Consider the following 19,065-nt stretch of genomic DNA (forward strand, 5'->3'; position numbering starts at 1 on the left):
CGCCCGTGTGCCGCCCCATCTCTCGCCAGGTGCCTCCGTCGAGCTCGTGCCCGAGCCGCGGCCGGACCGCTGCCCGTCTCTCCAGCATCGATGCGCTCGCCAGCCTCGGTGAGGGTCTCGGCCAGGGCCAGGCCCTTCAGCAGGTCCTGCGGCTCCGGCGCGAACACCGGATCGGTCCGGTGCGGCATCGCCGCCCGTTGCGGCATCGCCGCCCCCACCGCGCACCGCATCCTCCTCCGGCACGGCCTGCCCGCACTGGCCGGCCACCGACCGGGCCACCGGCGAGCCCGTGCGCCGCTACGAGCCTCCCCGGCCCGGGGAGCTGGTCCACATCGACGTCGAGAAACTCGTCCGCATCCCCGACGGCGGCGGCCACAAGACCCTCGGCCGGGCGGCCGGCAGCCCGAACAAGGACCGCCGCAACGGCGCCGGATACGCCCACCTGCACACCGCCCTCGACAACCACACCCGCCTCGCCCACACCGAGGACCCCCCGACGAGAAGGCCACCACCTGCGCCGCCTTCCTCACCCGGGCCACGGCCTGGTTCGCCGCACGCGACATCACGATCGAACGGGTCCTGACCGACAACGCCTGGGCCTCCACCAAGAACACCTGGCGCCAGACCTGCCACGACCTGGGCATCAGCCCGGCTGGACCAGGCCCTGGCGACCGCAGACGAACGGAAGAGTCGAACGCTTTCACGCACCCTGCTCCAGGAGTGGGCCTACCAGCGGCCCTACACCACAGACCACGAACGCCAGGCCGCGTTTCCCCACTGGCTGGACTGGTACAAGTACCGCCGACCCCACACCGGCATCGGCAGCCACACACCCGCCAGCCGCGTCACCAACCTGCCCGAACAACACACCCAGGCGATTTGCCACGGCCCGCACCGCTCGGGCAGGTCGCGCCATGCAGCCCCGGTCCGCAGCCGCCACAGCACACCATCGACCACCTGCCGGTGATCACACGCCACGGACGGCCACGCCCATCCACCTGCGGCAACAAGGGCTCCATCCGGTCCCACGCCGCGTCCCGTCAACTCACCTCGACCCACCACAAGATCGATTAACAGGCAGGCCTCAGGGAGCAGGCTGGCCAACACCGGGCGCTCTGTGCGACGCTCAAAGGACTACCAGCCTGGTCTGGTGAGAGGCCCCGCGCCGCCCTCGAAGGTCACCGGTTCGGTGACCGGGGCGCGGTACGGGTTGTTTCGCTCGGCTGTGCGCGGCCCCACGTCGCGTGCTTGACGCCCCTGCCCGGGGGTGTGATGGGCTCGACCCCCGGATGCGAGGGGCGAACCAATGTCCGACTTCACCGTGATTACCCAGCAGCACCCCGACCGCACCGTGATCACCGTCAGCGGAGAGATCGACCTGCACACCTGCTCCCAGTTGGCACAGGCCACGTCCGTCCCCACGGGTGGCAGACCACTGCACATCGACTTGACCGACGTGCCGTTCATGGACTCCAGCGGGCTGAATCTGTTGATGCTGCTGCGCAGGCGCCTGAATGCCGAAGGCGGCCTGCTCGCCGTCACCGGCCTGCAGTCCCAGCCCGCACGCCTGCTGGAGCTGACAGCCACCTATGAACTGTTCGCGGTCGGAACCACATGCGTAGCTGACTCCAAGGAGTCATGCTGACCCAACCCGTGCGGGCTCAAGGGTCATACGCTTCATGTGTGCCGTCCCCGTCGCCTCCCCTGAGGACTGTGGATCCGCCTCGGCGGTTCGGTGCCGCGCCGGGGGTATGGCGCCGGCCGTATGCGCCCCCACCCGCGACGTGCGGCCGAGGGCGGCAGTGCGGACAGTGCGGCGGTTCTGCGTGCTCCGGCGGTGTACTGGTGAGCCCGGACGACTGCGGGAGTCCATTGGCACCGTCCGGTCGATGCCGTCGTCGGCGCTGCTGCTAAGACAGCGGAGAGGATCGCTTCCCACGAGCCGTCCCGTGCTCATCTGATCAGCTGCTGTCGGTGAGCGGTCCGGAACGGGCCGAGCTCCGCGGGCGGCCGGAAAACCCGGCTGCGCTATCCGTCGGCTGCGCGCCCGGGCCGCCGCCGGGTCTCGGCCGGCCCCGGCGGCCGGCTGCGGGCCCTCCCCCCACCGCGCCGGTCCCGGTTCCCGGTCACCGCCGTGCCGGGGCCGTCGGCCCTTCGCGCCCCGACATCCTGGTGCGCCGCCGGCCCGGGAAGGACCGTGGATGCCCCGCTCGGCGGCAGCCCGGCAGCCGGTGGTGGTCCGTCATGCTTCGCGATGATTGCGCAGCCACCGGGTCACCTCCTCGGCATGGGTGTCCGGCGGGAACACGGGGTAGAAGACGTGCTCGATCGTGGCGCCGCGCAACACCAGGGTCAGACGCCGGTAGAGCCTTTGCCCGTCGGCCTCGAACGTCGGGAGTCCCAGGTGGTCCGCGAGCGTGAGCCGGGGGTCGGACAGCATCGGGTAGGGCAGGTGCAGGCGGTCCACGAGTGCCTGCTGGTAGTCGGCCCGGTCCGAGGACAGAGCGAGTACCCGGTCGGCGCCCGCCGCCCTCAGCGCGTCGAGGTTGTCCCGGAAGCCGCACGCCTCCTGGCTGCACCCGCGCGCTCCGGGGATCTCGTTCCAGCCCTGCGGGATGTCGGCGGCCGGGTCTCCGGTGAGGGGGTAGAGGAACAGCACCCAGCGATTGGGCGAGACGGCGTCGAGGCGTATGTCGGTGCCGTCCGTACCGGTGAATGCCAGGGCCGGAAGCGTCCGGCCCGGAAGATGGTCGGCGGCGCCGTCGTCGGACGGGACGGGCAGATCGGCGGGCAGCGGGTCGGCCTGGGGCAGCATCTTGTCGGTCTCCTTCGATGACGTGGTGGAGGGGAAGCCGTGCCGGGCCGCCGCGTCCCGGCGGCGGGCCAGCCGTTCCCTGGTGTGGGTCAACCGGGCGACGAGGAGGTCGAGCGCCTCGATCTTCCGCTGGTAGGCGGCCAGCGACTCCGCACAGTGATCGCCCTGCTCGTGGCCCGCGCGCAGGCACGCGAGAAACGGCCCGGTATCCCTGGGCGACAGGCCGAGGGCTCCGAGGCTGCGGATCTCCTCCGCCAGCCGGACGTCCTGCGGGGTGTAGTCGCGGTATCCGTTGGCCGTGCGGCCAGGACTGAGCAGACCGCAGTCCTCGTAGTAGCGCAGCGCCTTGATCGTTACGCCGGCAGCCGCGGCCGCCTCACCTGCACGCATGAGCACCTCCTCGTTACCCGGAACGCTAAACCCGGACCTGGGGGGACGGGTCAAGTCCCGACGGCCGGGCGCTGCACCGGTTGCCGCACGACCGTGCTCCGGGACGGCTCACGGCACTGCGGAGCCGGTTGGCGACCACATCGATTCCGGCTCGGTTTCCCGGGGGCTGCGGGAGAGCCGGGCGACAGCGGCCCCGGCGGCACACCGCAACGGCTTCGCGGCCCGCAGCACCGAGCGGCCCGACCGCAAGGAATGCCCTTGGCTGACCGGGAGCACCGCAGGCGCCCGGCCCGCGATCGACGCCGCGCCGGTCCGGGTGTTCGGTCGATGCGCAGTTCCCCCGGTGGGCCGGGCCGCCGGGGAAACGTGCCAGGCATACCGATGCCAGCGGAAGAGGAGTTGCAGCCGGCCGGAGCGGGCGGACAAGGGAGGTGAGCAGCAGCAACGGCCGGACTGCGGGTTGAGGCTGCGGGGCTGGGAGCGGGGCCCGCCGCAGGGCCTGCTACAGGGCTCGCTGCCGCGACAGCATCCGACGACGTCGCCGTGGTTGGCGGGGACTGCGGAACGGGAGCGGTGGTCATCGCGTCCTCGGGCTTCTCCGGCCGCAACAGGCCGGGGCAGTGACAGGCCGGCCACATACCCTGGGAGCGGTACGCGGCTGGGACCACCGTGAACAGCCACCCCTTGACCAACGTCTGTTCACCCTCACCAGACAGCGCCCGCTTTGCCCCTTGACCACCCCTTGCACAGGCGGTTTGTCCGTGACGACAACCACGGACCACCGGCGCCTGCCGGATGCACCACGCCCCGAGGGGGCGGGCGCGGCGACCGGCGAAGTCATCCGCGCTGCTGCCTTCGACCGCACCGGTGCGGTGCGCACCGCGGTTCGGGGTGCGATGCGCATTTTCTGTGCGGTGCGGTGCGATGGTGCGCGGCGCGCGCCGCACCGCGCACCATCGCAGAGCCCGGCAGGCGGCGTATCAACCCCCGGCGCGCCGGTCCGTCGCGGAGAGCACACCCGGGACAGCCTGGGCGCGCACCGCTGCCGCGCGAGTGCGCATCACGGGGCCTCCGTCAACTTGAGTTCGCTGCCCAGAGGGCGGGCGTGACGGATTTTCAGGGCGCTCGTGCTGGTCGTGGGCAGCAGTCTGGCGTCTGTCTGCCAGCGGTGGGAGTGGAGGTGCGTCAAGAGACGGCAGTGATCCGACGCGGCCGGTCGAAGGGTCTGAGATTTCCTGTGACGATCGCTGCTGCGTGCCGTTGATCTTGAGCAGCTCTTTGTGGCGCGATCTGTGGGGTGCATGTCGTAGACGCCATTACGCCGGATCGCCGAGGGTGGAGGTGTGAAGGAGCGCAGCATTGTTTTCGTGATCTACGAGGGGTTTCAGCCTCTCGACCTCGTCGGCCCGCACGAGGTGTTCCAGCATGCCGGGCAGCTGGCTGGCGGCTATCGTCGCCTGGTGGTGGCGCCTCGTTCCGGGCCGGTGTCGGCGGCGAGTGGGCTTCCGGTCCACGCCGGGTACGGGATGGACGAGGTGGATCCCGAGGGTGTCGACACTCTGGTTGTGGCGGGTGGCGGGGGAGCCGACCACGCGCGCCTCGATGCGGGGCTGACCGGGTGGATCCGAGACGTCGGGGCGAGTGCCCGCCGCGTCACCTCGGTGTGCAGCGGGGTGTTCCTGCTCGCTGCCGCCGGACTCCTCGACGGGCGCAGGGTCACCACCCACTGGGCCCGCGAGCAGCAACTTACGAGGGAGTATCCGGGCGTTGAGGTCGACTGCGAGCCCATTTTCATCCGGGACGGGCATGTGTGGACGTCTGCCGGTGTCACCGCCGGAATGGATCTCGCCCTTGCGCTTGTCGAGGACGATCTGGGCCGGGACGTCGCCCATGCCGTCGCCCGAGAGATGGTCATGTTCCTGCGCAGGCCCGGCGGCCAGTCCCAGTTCAGCGTGGCGCTGTGGTCGAAAGAGCCCGCGACCGACCCGATCCGTGCCGCGGTGTCGGCCATACACGCCGATCCCGGCGCCCGGCACGGAATCGCCGACCTGGCGCGGAGCGCGCGGCTGAGCCCACGTCATCTGCAGCGCCGGTTCACCGCCGAACTGGGCATGCCGCCCGCCTCGTATGTGGAGCGAGTACGTGTCGAGGCCGCCCAGCGTGCACTCGCCGAGGGCGGCGACCCGGTCGAGGCCATCGCGCGGCACTGCGGGTTCGGCACCGCCGAGACGCTGCGCCGCACCTTTTACCGTCACCTGGGCATCGCGCCCTCCGATTACCGGGCGCGGTTCCGGTCCACCACCACCGCCCATGCGGAACTGCAGCAGGAACAGGAGCATTCATGACCACCTACGGGCTGCTGATCTTCGACGATGCCGAGGAGCTGGACTTCGTCGGCCCCTGGGAGGTATTCACCGTGTCCTCGATGCTGCGCGACGGTGTGGACACCGCCGTCCTGATCGCCGAAAAGTCCGGGCCCCTGCGCTGTAGCAAGGGCATGCGCGTCCTGCCCGACCACACATTCGGTGACCACCCGCCTCTCGATGTGCTGCTGATCCCCGGTGGACGCGGGGCTCGCGAGACAGAGCCGCACAACCCGGTCGTCACCGGCTGGATCGGCAGGACCGCGGGACAGGTCTCCTGGGTCAGCAGCGTGTGCACCGGCGCTGTGCTCCTGCACGCCGCCGGGCCCGCGCGCGGGCGGCGCGTCGCCACCCATTGGAGCTACGAGGACGCACTCGAGGCGCGCGGTGACGTCACCGTCGTCCGTGACGCCCGCTATGTCGTGGACCGGAACCTGATCACCAGCCAGGGGGTATCCGCCGGGATTGACAGCGCCCTGTGGCTGGTGGGCCGGTTGCATGGGCGTGAGCACGCCCGCGCGGTACGCCGGTACATTCAATACGAGCCTGCGCCGCCCTACCTCGCCGACGAGCCCATCGTCGGCTGATCGGCCCTGGCAGCCGCACTCGGCGCCGTCGGCCAAATCAAACAGCCCGCGGCATAGATCGTCCGTCAGCGGTTGACTCGCCGGTTCCTGCTCGATGGTGGCCGGGCGGACTTCTACGATCCGGTGCATGGATGCCAAGCTGCTGGAACAGATCACCGCGTGGCGCGCGGAACTGGACGAACTCGAAGAACGGCTGGCCAAGCAGTTGGCGGAGGTGCGGGCCGAGCGCGACGCGCTCGCCGTCGCGGAGCGGGTTCTTGAGGGGGTGAGCGAACAGCTTGCCGGCGAAAGCGCCTCGGCCGCGTCGGTGTCCGGGCAAGTGGGCGGACGAGCAGTGATGCTGATCCCGCACCGAACGCCGGACATGGAGGAAACCACGCTCCCGCCGGACTACCAGCGCAATCTCGCCGTCGTGCGGCAGGCCGCCGGGCCGGTGATGGCCCGGGCAGGTCGGCGACGCGTGCCCACGCCCGGACCGATGTGGACCAGTGCAGGTCAAGGCAACGGTCACGCATGGCGTCGAAGTGGTGCCCGGCCAGTGCCTGGTCCAGGTGTGCGCGCATCTGGTCCCGGGTCGGCCTGTCGCAGCAGCCCAGCATTCACCGCGCTCCGGTGTCGTAGGTGGGGCCGACCGCCACCCCAGGCACCTGGCTGAGGTGAACAGCGAGTCGGCGTTGAGCAGGCGCTTCGCCTCCAGGACGACCTGATGTGGAGCGCGACAGTCAAAATGAGGGTGTGTTCAGAGGCAAGTGGCCGAAGCCACCGACCGATGCCCGGCTCGACCCATACCGCCGAGCTGCCGCACGTCTCATGAACGGAGACGAACAGATCGGCGTGCTCGTGATACGAGTCACGACCTGGTGGTGGAAAGAAGGGCCCTTCTGGCGAAGACGGTGGGGCAACCCGCGAGAACTTCCCGAGTGGGCGCTTTCTCGTGTCGGCACCGCACCACAGTTGCCCGACTTCGACGACGGGGTCATCTCCGCTGACGAGCTCGACGAGGAGCTTGCCGACTGGGCGGCGGGGAACTTTCGGCTGCGGGGCCAGCAGTTGGGTCTCGCCTGGCTTGGCGAGAAAGAAGTCGACGCTGCCCACAAGGAACACGGCTGGACGATCGACTGATCGCCCCTACCTTCACCGCGACGGAACTCGTGCGGGTCTGTGGCGGCGGCCAGCGGGGCGAGCGCGGTGACCGACGCGTCGGCGGGGATCTCGTCCGCGTACGCCCCGCCGAGGCCGTCGCGCCGCCAGCCGCCGTCGGCGCGGGCCAGCAGCAGGAATCCCCAGGAGGGACTCACGGCACTGGCCGGAGCGCTACAACCGACCCTCGCCCAAGTTCTGCCCTCTGAAGAGCTGACCGACCGCGCCGCCTAGTGGCTGGTCTCGGCAAGCACGAACACTCCCTTCTGCATGTCCGTTGTTGAGGTCGAAGGTTGGGCGTCTCCCTCAGGGTCACCCGTTTGGCGGTGTGGGAGGAGTGCTGCCTCGCCGCAGGTGCCTCGTCGCATATTCGGCGATGACCGGCAGAGTTACGCCGTCGTGGCTGCTGTCTTGATGGCTTCGACTGCGGACTTGAAGTCGGGGTGGACCCCGATTTGATCAAGCCACACGCTCATCGAGTTGTAGCAATTAAACCTTTCGATCTTCCCGTCACGGAGGTACCAGAGGTCCGCTGCCGGCACGTCGATCCGGTTCCCGGTCGGTGGGATCTCGCCGACCGGAGTCGGAAACCCTCCGAGATGCGTGCCCTGGATTCGCAACTCGACGGCGACGACATCACCGAACGCATGTACCTCGAGCAGCTCACGGTGTACATCGGGGAACGAGCGGGCGAGGCCCGCGATCACCTGAGGAATCTGCTCTCCGCGGAAACTCTGCGAGGTCGACATGTCGTTGAACGACCCGTCCTCGGTGAACAAGGCCAGAAAACCGTCACCGTCGAGAACGTTCCCTTCCGCGAGCCGGTAAGCCTCGCGAATGGTCTTTTCGTTGCTTTCCATTCCTGTTCTCCTTTGAGTTCGCAACACGCTCACGATCCGCGCTTGTCTTCGATTGACCCTTCCCGACTGTCGTAACGATAATCGTTACGACAGCTTGTTGCAACTTTCACCGTTACGACTGCACTGTCGTAACATGGAGCGTTGCGACCGGAGGAGGGATCATGAGCGCCAACAGCCGGCTGACAATTGCCGCCCATGCGCTGGCCTGGATCGGTCTTTACCAGCGCCAGGGCCACGAGGTTGCCACCTCCGAGGGGATCGCAGCCAGCGCGAACACCAACCCCGTGGTGATCAGGCGGCTGCTCGGCGAGCTGCGCAGGGCCGGCCTCGTGGAGTCCCGGCGGGGCGCGGGCGCAGGCTGGTCGCTGGCGCGCGAGCTGGGGTCGATGACCCTGCTCGACGTGTACGAGGCAGTGGAACCCGGCCCGCTGTTCGCGATGCACCGCGCCACCCCGGATCAGGGATGCGTGGTGGGTCACGGCATCCAGCCGGCGATGCGGGGCATTTACCAGGACATCGAGAAGACCCTGAGACACGAACTGGCCCGCGTCACGCTCGAGAAGGTACTCAGGGACGTACTCGCCGCACCTCGCCAGCCTCTCTGATCAGCTGGGCGACCCCGTGCGAACCGTAGGGTTTGGCATGAATTCTGCCACCGAGGCGGAATGACGTGAGCATGGAGATGGAATCCCGCACCGAACGCGATGGATCCGCCGCCGCAACAGACGGCAGGCGCAGGCCGAGCTCACCGCGGACCAGGCCGTGTTCGTCCAGCGGCTCTACGACGACGAGCGGGAGAAGACCTTCCAGCAGATCCCCGACAGATTCGGCGTGCCCCGCTTCACGGTGCACGGGCACCTCGACAAGCCCAGATGCCGGTGGCGCGGAGCTCCGCAGCGGCCCGGGCCTCTCACGAACGGGCCCCGAGTTCCTCGAAGCGGCCGCGGGCGGCGGCCAGCTGCACCCAGGCGTCACGGTTGAGCCCCTGACGGCGAAGCGCTTCGCCGTACGCCGGGGTGAGTAAGACCGTGTCCTACGTGGTGAGGCGGACGAGGCGCTTGTAGCAGAGGGCGGCGGCAAGGCCGAGGAAACCCACGTAGTTTCGGGGATCGCGCTCGATCGCGTTCGTAGCGAGGGCTGTTGCGGCGGTAGCCGGACAGCCAGGACATCGTCCGCTCGATGTCTCGTTTGGTGACCCCCACCATCGGCTTCAAGACCTTCGCATCGTGGACGTTGCTTGCAGAGACTCCGACAAGGACGGGCAGACCGTTCGCGTCCGACAGGACGTGCATCTTGGAACCCGGCTTGCCCCAGTCCACGGGGCTCGGACCTGTGTGTTCGCCCTGGGCGGTGTCGAGGACGAAGCGGGAGACATCCAGCAGTCCGGCGTCGTCCAGGCGGTGCAGCACAGCTTCGTGCAGCCATCGCGGACATGTCGGGAAAATGGTAGATCGCGATGTGAACGTCTGAGCCTCTGCGGCGGAGAACCCACCTCACTTCGTCTGACTCAAGATCAAAAGAGAACCGCTGGACGGGGATGCGACCGTAGAGCCCTGCGACACCGTGAAGCACGTCCGCCAGGGCGTCCGTGCAGTAGCTCGGCAGGCTCGGTGTCTGCTCCGAAGGACGGGACGTTCTTCCACCGCGATGTCCAGCCGGGGCCGGGGGAAACGCACCGGGTGCCTCCCTACTCCGCGCTCCAGCGCCGTGCCCGCCCAGATCTCGGTGACCCGCTCCGGTTCGACCAGCACGATGTCGAGCATCCGGTCCGCCCGGTCTCCCCGCGACCGGGCGCGGCGTCAAGGGGGTGCGGCCGACGGCCGGCCTGCCGGGTCGTGCGGTGCAGGACAGTGGCGCCCACTCGTCGAGGCCGCCGCGGATGTGCGCTTGGAGGCGTGGGGGGCGTCAAGGCCCACGGCCTCGCTCGGTACACGGTGATGAGCGGGTTCTTGCCCCGCCACCGGGTATCGGGGGCACCCTGGGCCTGGGCGCCGGGTTCCTGACGTCCGCGCCGGCGATCATCGGCCTTGTCCGGGTGGCCACGCCGCACTCCCCGGCCTCGGCGCCCTGCGGCCGCTCGGCCGGTTCGCGGTGTCGCCGGGTGCAGCTCCTCATCGCCGGCGCTTGCGAGAGCGGGGCCCGGGGGCGGGGTGGGGGTGCTTCGCGGCTTCCTCCAGGGCGTGGAGCACGTTGCGGAGAGCGGGTTGGGACAGGGTGCCCTCGCGGATGGCCGCGTGGATGGTCCTGACCGGTTCCGGGCGCCGGACCCTGCGCAGGGCGACGCCGGTGCGGCGCCCTGCGACACCGAGCCGAGGGATGAGTGCGACCCCGAGGCCGGCGGCGACGAATCCGAGTGCGGTGGCGTAGTCCTCGCTCTTCGCCACGAAATTGGGGCTGAACCCTGCCGCGGCGCACGCATTGAGCATGACGTCCAGACAGGGCCCCGGCGGTTCGCTGCCGACCCACGGCTCGCCGGCGAGGTCGGAGAGGTCCAGTAGGCGTTGTGCGGCGAGCGGGTGGTCGGCGGGGAGCGCGGCGAGGTATGCGTCGTCGAGCAGGTGGATCAGGTGGATGCCCTGCCGGCCGCTGTCGTCGCGAGGCCGAACCACGATCGCCAGGTCCGCGTCGCCGCGCTCGACCTCGGCCAGTGGCTCTTCGGGGTCGATCAGTTTGAGGTCGATCTGGACGCCTGGATGCTCGCGGCGGAGCCTGGCCAGTGCGGGCGCGACGAGTGCGGGGCCGACCGAGGTGCCGTACCGGATGGCCAGTCTGCCGGTGCGTCCGGCTTTCAGGTCGGCCAGCGCGGTTTCCGCCTCGGCGATGTTCTGGCTGATGATCGCGGTGTGCTGGGTGAGCAGCCGGCCCGCCGCCGTCGGCCGTACGCCGCGTCCCACCCGTTCCAGCAGCGCGATCCCGGTCTCCTTCTCCAGCGCCGCCACCTGCTGGCTCACCGCGGAGGGCGTGTAGCCCAGGTGCGCCGCGGCGGCGGTGACCGATCCGCTGGTGACCACAGCCCGCAGTATCTGCATCCGTCTCACATCAAGCATGTACCTCAGCTTAACGATGGTGCAGGATTTTTTGATTGTGCTTATGTGTTGGCTCGCGGCATCGTTCCCTCGACGGAAGACCGGTGAGGAGGTCCGAGCGTGAGCGGTGCCGCGGGCAGAACGAGGGCGTGGGCCCGGATAGGGGCGCTCGCCCTGCTGTGGGGGTCCACCTTCCTGTGGATCGAACTGGCCCTGGAGGCCCTCTCCCCGGTACAGGTCACCCTGGCCCGCTGTCTGCTCGGCACCGCCACGCTGCTGGTGCTGTGTCTGAGGGCGGGGCGGCGTCTCCCCCGTGAGCGCGCCGTGTGGGGCCGCGTCTTCGTGGCGGCCTTCTGGTGCAACGCGCTGCCGTTCGCGATGTTCAGCGTCGGCCAGCAGACCGTCGACTCCGGCGTGGCCGGGGTACTGAACGCGACGACGCCGCTGTGGTCCCTGCTGCTCGGTATCGCCCTCGGCACGGAGCGCGGGGTGCGCCCGGTGCGTCTGGGCGGCCTGCTGCTGGGGTTCGGCGGAGTGGTGCTGATCTTCGCTCCCTGGCAGGGAGCCGGGATCATCAGCTGGGGCGCCCTCGCCATCGTCGCCGCCGCGGCGAGCTACGCGATCGGCTTCGCCTACATGGGACGCAACCTCGTCGGCGGCGGACACCCGACCATGTCCCTGTCCGCGGCACAGCTGGTCGCCGCGTCCTTCCTCACCGCCCTGAGCCTGCCGGCCGGTGGCCTGGCGCCGGTCCACCCGGACCGGGCGGGCCTGATCGCGGTGGTGATCCTGGGGATCTTCGCCACCGGGATCACCTTCCACCTCACCTACCGGATCATCGCCGACGAAGGGGCGACCAACGCCGCGGCCGTCGGCTACCTGCTACCCGTGGTTTCGGTGGGACTGGGCGCCCTCGTACTCGGCGAACCCTTCAGCCTCCGGATCGCCGCGGGAATGGTGATCGTCCTCCTGGGCGTCGGCATGACGCGTCAAAAGACGCCGGCTACGGCGTCATCGGCCCGCACGCCGCCCATTTCCGTCACGGGCAGTCAGAGCCGGCCGACGTTCCCGTTCCACCGAACCGCCGGAGAGACGGCCGGAGATCCGTCGGAGAAACCCGGAGGGGAAAACCTCCGGAGAACAGGACAGTGACGTGACCACCCTTACCGTGTCCACCACCACCGCGGCGGCACAGCCCGCGGATTGTGTCGTGATCGGCGTCGCCACAGGCCCCTCGGGGCCGGCCCTGGGGGCCGGCGCGGAGGCCGTGAGCGAGGCGTTCGGCGGCGGGCTCGCCGCGACGCTCGGCTCCCTCGGTTTCACCGGCGCCGAAGGGGAGACGCTCAAGCTGCCGGCCCCGGCGGACCTCAACGCCGAGGTGGTGCTCACGGTCGGCCTGGGCGAGGCCGCCGACGACGGTACGCCCACCACGGAGGCGCTGCGCCGGGCCGCCGGTGTGGCCTCCCGCGCCCTGGCCGGTACCGGACGGGCCGCGCTGGCTCTACCGGCCGGCACCGCCGAGGCGGCGGAGGCGGTGGCGCTCGGCGGACTCCTCGGCTCCTACGCCTTCACCACCTACCGTGCCCCGGGCGGGCGCGAGGCCCCCGTCGGCGAACTGGTGATCCCGGCGACGGAGGAGACCCGGGACGAGGTGGAGTCCGGTGTCCGGCGCGGCACCGTGATCGGTGAGGAGATGAACCGCTCCCGGGACCTGGTCAACATGCCCGCGAACCACCTGACACCGGAGACCTTCGCCGACACCGTGCGGGCGGCCGGCGAGCGGTACGGGCTCGACGTCGAGGTGCTGGACGAGCAGGCCCTCGCCAAGGAGTCCTTCGGAGGCATCCTCGGCGTCGGCCAGGGCTCGGTGCGGCCGCCACGCCTCGTCAGGGTCGCCTACACCCACCCGGCGGCGCGGGCGACCCTCGCCTTCGTCGGCAAGGGCATCACCTATGACTCCGGCGGCATCTCGCTCAAGCCGGTCGGCTTCAACGAGATCATGAAGCGGGACATGTCCGGTGCCGCTGCCGTGTTCGCCGCCGTGGTGGCCACCGCCCGGCTCCGGCCGCGGGTGAACATCACCGGCTGGCTCGCCCTTGCCGAGAACATGCCGTCCGGCTCGGCGACCAGACCGGGCGACGTGCTGCGGATGTACGGCGGCACGACCGTCGAGGTGCTCAACACCGACGCCGAAGGACGCCTGGTGCTCGCCGACGCCCTCGTCCGCGCGGGCGAGGAGCAACCGGACGCCATCGTCGACGTGGCCACGTTGACCGCAGCGATGAAGATGGCCCTGGGCCACCGCATTTTCGGCGTCATGTCCGACGACGCCGCCTTCCGCGACCAGGTCCTCGACGCGGCCGGGCGTGCCGGGGAGGAGGCGTGGCCCCTGCCGCTCCCGGAGCACCTGCGGGAGAGCCTGAACTCCCCGGTGGCCGAGATCGCCAACACCGGTGAACGGATGGGCGGCGGTCTGGTGGCCGGTCTCTTTCTGAAGGAGTTCGTGCCGAGCGGTGTCCCCTGGGCCCATCTGGACATCGCGGGGCCGGCGTTCCACGAAGGCGCACCCTACGGGTACACCCCCACGGGCGGCACCGGTTCGGCGGTGCGCACCCTGGTGCGGCTGGCGGAGGACGCCGCGGCCGGCGTGCTCAACCGGCCGGGGACGCACCGGTGAGCCGCCCCGCTCCGGCCCTCCGCCGGGTGACGGCGCCTGCGGCCCCCGCCCCGTTCGGTCACTACGCGCAGGCCACCGTCACCCCGGACGGCACCCTTTGGGTGTCGGCGCAACTGCCGGTCGGAGGGGCCGTAACTGCCGGCTCTCCGGTCGCGGAGCAGACGCGTCAAGCTCTCGCCAACGTCATGTCCATCGTGGAGGCCGCAGGGAGTCGGGCCGATTGGGTGACGAGGGTCACCCTCTACCTCACGGACGTCTCGGACTGGACCTCGGTCGACGCCGTCTTCGGTGAGGTGTTCGGCTCCCATCGCCCGGCCCGGTCCGTACTCCAGGTGGCGGGGCTGCACCACGGGTACCGCGTGTCCGCCGAAGCGGTCGGCTGGTGCGTCCGATGACCGCCCGCAGCCCGGGACTGTGCCCGGCAGCAGCAGGATCCGGCCCGCAACCAGGCGCGCGGACCGGCCCAGGAGCGGCCTCGGGGACGCACCCACGGGGTGCCACCCCCGTACCGGCGCCCCGTTCAAGGGCCGCAGGGAGGAGACCCACGGCGATGAGAGTCCTCTACCAGGTCGATGCCTTCACCCGGACACCGTTCACGGGAAACCCCGCAGGCGTGGTACTGGGCGCGGACGGCATGTCCGAAGCCGAGATGCTCGCTGTCGCACGGGAACTCAACAACTCCGAGACGGCCTTCGTGCTCCCCGCCGACGCCGCCGACCACGACGTGCGCGTCCGCTTCTTCACCCCGACCACCGAGGTGCCCACCTGCGGCCACGCCACCGTGGGGGCGCACTTCGCCCGGGCGGTGGAGTACGGCCTGCCGTCGTGCTCGCTGCGGCAGAAGACCGGTCGCGGGCTGATCCAGGACGTGGAGATCCACCGGGACGGGGGCCGGGTGAGGATCGGCATGCGCCAGGGGGCGGCGGAGTTCGGGCCGGAGCTGAACGGCGCTCAGGTGGACCGGCTCCTGCGGGCCCTGGGAGCCGGCCTCGGTGACCTGGCGGAGAACGGCCCCGTCCAGGTCGTGTCGACCGGCCATTCCAAGGTGCTCGTGGAGTTGCGCGACCGCGCCGTCCTCGACGCGCTGCGGCCCGACCCCTTCGCGTTGACCTCACTCAGCCATGAGGTCGGCAGCAACGGCTTCTTCGTCTTCACCCGGTCCACCACCCGAAGCGGTCCACTCACCTGGTCCCGGATGTTCGCACCGGCGATCGGCATCACCGAGGACCCGGTCACCGGCAACGGACACGGCCCGCTCGGCGCGTACCTGGTGCGGCACGGCCTCGTGCCCGCGACGGACGGGCGGCTGGTCTTCACCGGCCGGCAGGGGATGGCGATGGGACGGCCCGGCGACGTCCGGGTACACGTCGAGGTACGGCCCGGCGGCACACTCGCGGTGTCCATCACCGGCGACGCGGTGACCGCGTTCCGGGCCGAGATGGCGCCCCACGCGGCCACCGGGACCGGCCACTGAAAGCCACCGATCCGGGCCGGTGCCCCACAGGGTGGGGCGTGGGCAAGGGCGCGCCGGATCGTGACGCCCCTGGGACTCCTCCACCGGACACAGCGCCGACGGGCGTCCCGTTGTGTGGGTGGCTTCCCCATCGGCCCTTGCTGGGAAGGGACGACGGCCGGGGTGACTGGTCGCGGGGCACCGGCGATGGCGCCTACAGGGCGCGCAGCAGGAACTGGGTGGTGGTGTAGCTGCCACTGGAGCAGGTGTGGCTCTGCTGGGTGGCCGTGTAGGTGAACCCGGACGGCACGGAGCAGGCCCACATGCCGGTCACGGGCTTTTGGAGCAGATACTGGGTGGTCGTGTAGCTCCCGCCGGCCGAGCACGTGTGGCTGCTCATGACCGCGGTGTGGGTGTAACCAGGCATGGTGGTGCAGGCCCAGAGGTTGTCGGCGGGCGGCTGGACGTAGAACTCGGTGGTCCGGTAGCTGCCGCCTGAGCAGGCGTAAGAGCTCTGGGACGAGGTGTACGTGTATCCGGACGGGACGGAGCAGGCCCAGAAACCCGAGGTGGCCCGGGCGGCCCCGGTGGCCCCTGCGGTGTCGGCTTCGGGGGCTTCCGCGATGGTCCTGGTTCCGTCGGCCGGGGCGGCGGCGGCAGGGACGGTCGCCGCGGCGAGGGCGAGGGCGACCGTCGCCGTAGCGGTGAGCAGCGTGCGAGGTACACGGAAGGTCGTACGCGGCATGGCGGGCACTCCTGAGTGGGTTCGTCCATCGGGCAGAGCCAGCGGGTGGGGGGCCGACCGGGGGTCTGGCCCGTGCCCCGGCCGCCGCAGGGCGCGCGCCGGAAGACTGTCAGGGGCACGGCCCCCCGGCAAGACCTGTGCCGCGCGGCCCGCTGTCTTCCAGCCGCCGTCGGCGCCCCGGCTGACCTGCGGGCCGACTGCGGTACACCGCCCTGCCAGGGCGTTCGGTACGGGCGGAACGGCCGGGTCCTCCGCTGAGGCCGGCCGTACAGGTCAACCCGACCGGGGCGTCGCAGCGGGCCTCCAGGTTGGCCGCCGTCGGGCCAATCAAGGAGCGGCAGGACGTCGTTTCGGTTGGTGAGGCGGTGGTAGCTGACGAGCGCTGCGGCGATGCCGACGAAGGCGAGGAAGTGCTCGGCCTCTTTCACTCCTAGCGCCGGTGCAGCCTTCGGCATCCGGCCAGCCAGGCGGGAGTGGCCGTCGACGGCTCGGTGGATGGAGCTGTGGCCGGTCATCGGAGCGCAGCTCCGCACCCGGTGACGGCGGCGGCCTGACGGTTGCGGTCACCGGCCGTCCTGCCGACGGCTCGCCCTCCCGCCGCCGTCGGGGGACGTTGCCGCCGAAGATGAGATGGTCGACAACGGCCTCGCAGAGGCGGGGGTCGGTGAAGGTCTTGGCCCGACCGCTGCAACTCCTCCAGCTCGGTATCGAGCAGGGTCTGCCGCAGCAGGTCCGGGCACCGGGCGGACGGTCCGGTGCCCTTCCGCGGCAGGCGGGAGCGGCTATCGCCAGGTCGGCGAGCCGCTCATCCGTCCCATGCGCGTATCCGCGCGGTGGGCATCCGGCCCGGACCCGGCCGCGGCCACTCCGCCGCCCGGTCATGCCGGCTGTGGCCCCGGGGGTCCCACTGCCGCTCTCGCCGCTTCCACGAACGCGGCGACGGCCGGATGGGCGCCCCCGCCCGCGCGGAAGGCGACCCTGGACCGGCGGAACAACGGCAGCCGGGTCAGCACCACGCCCTCGGGGCGCTGTGCCGTGGCCATCGCCGGCACGAACCCGGCTCCCTGGCCGGTGGCAGCCAGGGCCAGCACCGTGCGGAAGTCGTTGACCTGGTGGCGGATCCTCGGTTGGAACCCGGCCGCCTGGCAGGCACGCACGGCCATCGCGTGACCGGTCGTCCCCTCCCGTGCGGTGATCCACGGCATCTCGGCGCAGGGCCGGAGCAGCTCGGCCAGCGTGCCGCCGCGACCGGTCGGAGCGGTTGCGTCACCGCTGACCAGGTACATCGGCTCTTCCAGGAGGGGCACCTCGTCCACCGAGGCGTCGGGGGATGCGGGAACGAAGTCGTAGTCGTGGACGAGTGCGACATCGAGTTCACCGGCTCGCAGACCGTCGGAGACGCGCGCGGAGTCGATCTCCTGCACCATCGGTTCCAGCGCGGGATGTCGCCGGGCCAGCTCCGCCAGGGCGACAGCCACGATGGTGTGGCCGCCGGAGGGAAACGTCCCGATGCGCAGCGGGCCGCCGACGCCTTCCCGGGCGCCGGCCAGTTCGGCGACCGCCAGCTCCAGGCGCTGCAGCACCGCGTCGGCGTGTGCGACGAGGGACCGGCCCGCCGGTGTGAGGACCACCCGTCTGCCGCTGCGTTCCAGCAGGGCAACGCCTGCCTCGCGTTCCAGCACACCCAGTTGCTGGGAGACGGCGGATGCCGTGAAGGACAGTGCCTGGGCCACGGCCGCGATCGTGCCTCGCCGGTCGAGCTCGCGGAGCAGATGGAGACGACGTACATCGAGCATAAGCCGAGCTTAGGCATGACGTCAGAAATCAGAAATAGATCTACAGGGTCGGGGTCAGCCAGAGTGGAGCCATGACGCCCGATCCGTTCTTCACCGGCCTGTACGTCCCCCTGGTCACCCCGTTCACCGACGACCTGCAGCTGGCTCCCGAGCCCCTGGCCCGACTCGCCGACGAGGCGCTGGCGGCCGGGGCCTCCGGGCTGGTCGCCCTGGGCACCACCGCGGAAGCGGCCACGCTGACCTCGGCGGAGAAGCGGACCGTCGTGCGCATCTGCGCGGACGCCTGCCGGGCCCACGGCGCCCCGCTCATCGTCGGGGTCGGCACCAACGACACCGCCTCCGCCGTCGCGTCGCTGCGCGAGCTGGCGGCCGGCGACGACGCAGCCGCGGCACTGGTCCCCGCGCCGCCCTACATCCGGCCCGGTGAGGCGGGGACACTGGCGCACTTCACCACGCTGGCCGAGCACGGCGGCATACCGCTGATCGTGTACGACGTCCCCTACCGCACCGCGCAACCACTCGGCGCCGGCACTGTCGCCGAACTCGGCCGGCTCCCGGGGATTGTCGGGGTCAAGCACGCCACCGGCGCGATCGACTCGACCACGATGGAACTGCTCGGCTGCGCCCCGCCCGGCTTCGCCGTCCTCGCCGGCGACGACGTCGTCCTCTCCCCGCTTCTCGCGGCGGGCGCCCACGGCGCAATCGTCGCGTCGGCCAATGTCCGCACCGCCGACTACGCCGAGCTGATCTCGTTGTGGCGCCAGGGATCGGGCACACCGGCCCGCCGGCTCGGAGCCGAGCTGGCCAGGCTGTCCGCAGCCCTCTTCGCCGAACCGAACCCGACGGTGATCAAAGGGGTGCTGCACGCCCAGGGACGCATTCCCAGCCCGGCCGTCCGGCTGCCGCTGCTGGCGGCCTCCACCCGCTCGGTGAGCCAGGCGGCACTGTGGGCCGACAGCCGGGCGCGCCATGCCTCCCCGGCCTGACCACAAGCAGGGGCGAGGGCGAGGGCGGGGGCGGGTGATGCCGCATGGCCGGCCCCCGCGCGGAAGAACTCCCGCCGGGCGTCCACGCATCCCCGACCCCCCTCCTCCCCAGCCAGCCGCTGGTCACCGGGAGGCTCCTTCCACTTCCTGCACCCGGTGCAGGAGCGGCCCACGGGCAACCCCGCCGATCCGCACGGCGAACCGGAGACCGGCCGCGGCACCCACCG

16 protein-coding genes and 3 pseudogenes are annotated in these 19,065 nt (G+C 70.8%); 12 read left to right on the forward strand and 7 right to left on the reverse strand.

Annotated features, from left to right (window positions below; all coding sequences use genetic code 11):
• Positions 1 to 137: 137 nt before the first annotated feature.
• A pseudogene (locus IHE55_RS00005) lies at positions 138 to 871 on the forward strand (IS481 family transposase); the annotation flags it as partial.
• Here IHE55_RS00005 and IHE55_RS00010 read toward each other — a convergent pair.
• Positions 871 to 1,062: pseudogene (locus tag IHE55_RS00010) on the reverse strand (transposase); the annotation flags it as partial. The pseudogenes IHE55_RS00005 and IHE55_RS00010 sit on opposite strands and share 1 nt — an antisense overlap.
• Positions 1,063 to 1,306: 244 nt before the next feature.
• On the opposite strand from IHE55_RS00010, the gene IHE55_RS00015 reads away from it, so the two are divergent.
• Positions 1,307 to 1,645, forward strand: a complete 339-nt coding sequence (locus tag IHE55_RS00015; RefSeq protein WP_197987115.1) for an STAS domain-containing protein — start codon at positions 1,307 to 1,309, stop codon at positions 1,643 to 1,645.
• Positions 1,646 to 2,242: 597 nt separating this feature from the next.
• Here IHE55_RS00015 and IHE55_RS00020 read toward each other — a convergent pair.
• Complete coding sequence (locus IHE55_RS00020; protein WP_197987116.1) at positions 2,243 to 3,205, reverse strand: MerR family transcriptional regulator; 963 nt, start codon at positions 3,203 to 3,205, stop codon at positions 2,243 to 2,245.
• 1,343 nt (positions 3,206 to 4,548) lie between these two features.
• On the opposite strand from IHE55_RS00020, the gene IHE55_RS00025 reads away from it, so the two are divergent.
• The 4 genes from IHE55_RS00025 (at position 4,549) to IHE55_RS00040 (ending at position 7,277) form a co-directional block, all read left to right on the forward strand.
• On the forward strand, positions 4,549 to 5,550 hold the full coding sequence (locus tag IHE55_RS00025; protein WP_197987117.1) for a GlxA family transcriptional regulator: 1,002 nt from the start codon (positions 4,549 to 4,551) through the stop codon (positions 5,548 to 5,550).
• On the forward strand, positions 5,547 to 6,155 hold the full coding sequence (locus IHE55_RS00030; RefSeq protein ID WP_197987118.1) for a DJ-1/PfpI family protein: 609 nt from the start codon (positions 5,547 to 5,549) through the stop codon (positions 6,153 to 6,155). Before IHE55_RS00025 ends, IHE55_RS00030 begins: the two co-directional genes overlap by 4 nt.
• Before the next feature lie 127 nt (positions 6,156 to 6,282).
• On the forward strand, positions 6,283 to 6,810 hold the full coding sequence (locus tag IHE55_RS30525; RefSeq protein ID WP_232265388.1) for a coiled-coil domain-containing protein: 528 nt from the start codon (positions 6,283 to 6,285) through the stop codon (positions 6,808 to 6,810).
• An 80-nt stretch (positions 6,811 to 6,890) separates the two neighbouring features.
• A complete protein-coding gene (locus IHE55_RS00040) occupies positions 6,891 to 7,277 on the forward strand; it encodes a hypothetical protein (protein WP_197987119.1) in 387 nt (128 codons plus the stop codon).
• Positions 7,278 to 7,684: 407 nt separating this feature from the next.
• Here IHE55_RS00040 and IHE55_RS00045 read toward each other — a convergent pair whose 3' ends face one another.
• Positions 7,685 to 8,155 (reverse strand): nuclear transport factor 2 family protein, encoded by a 471-nt coding sequence (locus IHE55_RS00045; protein ID WP_197987120.1) that lies wholly within the window; start codon positions 8,153 to 8,155, stop codon positions 7,685 to 7,687.
• 161 nt (positions 8,156 to 8,316) lie between these two features.
• On the opposite strand from IHE55_RS00045, the gene IHE55_RS00050 reads away from it, so the two are divergent.
• The gene (locus tag IHE55_RS00050) at positions 8,317 to 8,760 is read left to right on the forward strand and encodes an Rrf2 family transcriptional regulator (RefSeq protein ID WP_197987121.1); all 444 of its coding nucleotides are present in this window, start codon (positions 8,317 to 8,319) and stop codon (positions 8,758 to 8,760) included.
• A 428-nt stretch (positions 8,761 to 9,188) separates the two neighbouring features.
• On the opposite strand, the pseudogene IHE55_RS00055 reads toward IHE55_RS00050, so the two are convergent.
• Together IHE55_RS00055 and IHE55_RS00060 are read right to left on the reverse strand one after the other, a co-directional pair.
• A pseudogene (locus tag IHE55_RS00055) lies at positions 9,189 to 9,576 on the reverse strand (transposase family protein); the annotation flags it as partial.
• 690 nt (positions 9,577 to 10,266) lie between these two features.
• On the reverse strand, positions 10,267 to 11,202 hold the full coding sequence (locus tag IHE55_RS00060; RefSeq protein ID WP_197987122.1) for a LysR family transcriptional regulator: 936 nt from the start codon (positions 11,200 to 11,202) through the stop codon (positions 10,267 to 10,269).
• A 99-nt stretch (positions 11,203 to 11,301) separates the two neighbouring features.
• Here IHE55_RS00060 and IHE55_RS00065 point away from each other — a divergent pair, with 99 nt between their 5' ends.
• From IHE55_RS00065 to IHE55_RS00080, 4 genes are all read left to right on the forward strand, one after another.
• Complete coding sequence (locus tag IHE55_RS00065) at positions 11,302 to 12,333, forward strand: DMT family transporter (RefSeq protein ID WP_307826406.1); 1,032 nt, start codon at positions 11,302 to 11,304, stop codon at positions 12,331 to 12,333.
• Between the two features lies 1 nt (position 12,334).
• The gene (locus tag IHE55_RS00070; protein ID WP_197987123.1) at positions 12,335 to 13,858 is read left to right on the forward strand and encodes a leucyl aminopeptidase; all 1,524 of its coding nucleotides are present in this window, start codon (positions 12,335 to 12,337) and stop codon (positions 13,856 to 13,858) included.
• A 26-nt stretch (positions 13,859 to 13,884) separates the two neighbouring features.
• A complete protein-coding gene (locus IHE55_RS00075; RefSeq protein WP_307826407.1) occupies positions 13,885 to 14,253 on the forward strand; it encodes a RidA family protein in 369 nt (122 codons plus the stop codon).
• Positions 14,254 to 14,408: 155 nt separating this feature from the next.
• The gene (locus IHE55_RS00080; protein ID WP_197987125.1) at positions 14,409 to 15,332 is read left to right on the forward strand and encodes a PhzF family phenazine biosynthesis isomerase; all 924 of its coding nucleotides are present in this window, start codon (positions 14,409 to 14,411) and stop codon (positions 15,330 to 15,332) included.
• Between the two features lie 193 nt (positions 15,333 to 15,525).
• On the opposite strand, the gene IHE55_RS00085 is transcribed toward IHE55_RS00080, so the two are convergent.
• Both IHE55_RS00085 and IHE55_RS00090 read right to left on the reverse strand, forming a co-directional pair.
• Complete coding sequence (locus IHE55_RS00085; RefSeq protein WP_197987126.1) at positions 15,526 to 16,056, reverse strand: hypothetical protein; 531 nt, start codon at positions 16,054 to 16,056, stop codon at positions 15,526 to 15,528.
• An 878-nt stretch (positions 16,057 to 16,934) separates the two neighbouring features.
• Complete coding sequence (locus tag IHE55_RS00090) at positions 16,935 to 17,852, reverse strand: LysR family transcriptional regulator (RefSeq protein ID WP_197987127.1); 918 nt, start codon at positions 17,850 to 17,852, stop codon at positions 16,935 to 16,937.
• 71 nt (positions 17,853 to 17,923) lie between these two features.
• On the opposite strand from IHE55_RS00090, the gene IHE55_RS00095 reads away from it, so the two are divergent.
• Positions 17,924 to 18,838, forward strand: a complete 915-nt coding sequence (locus IHE55_RS00095) for a 4-hydroxy-tetrahydrodipicolinate synthase family protein (RefSeq protein WP_197987128.1) — start codon at positions 17,924 to 17,926, stop codon at positions 18,836 to 18,838.
• Positions 18,839 to 19,065: the final 227 nt, after the last annotated feature.

The sequence above is a fragment of the Streptomyces pactum genome (assembly GCF_016031615.1).
In the GTDB taxonomy this organism is placed as follows: Bacteria; Actinomycetota; Actinomycetes; order Streptomycetales; family Streptomycetaceae; genus Streptomyces; species Streptomyces pactus.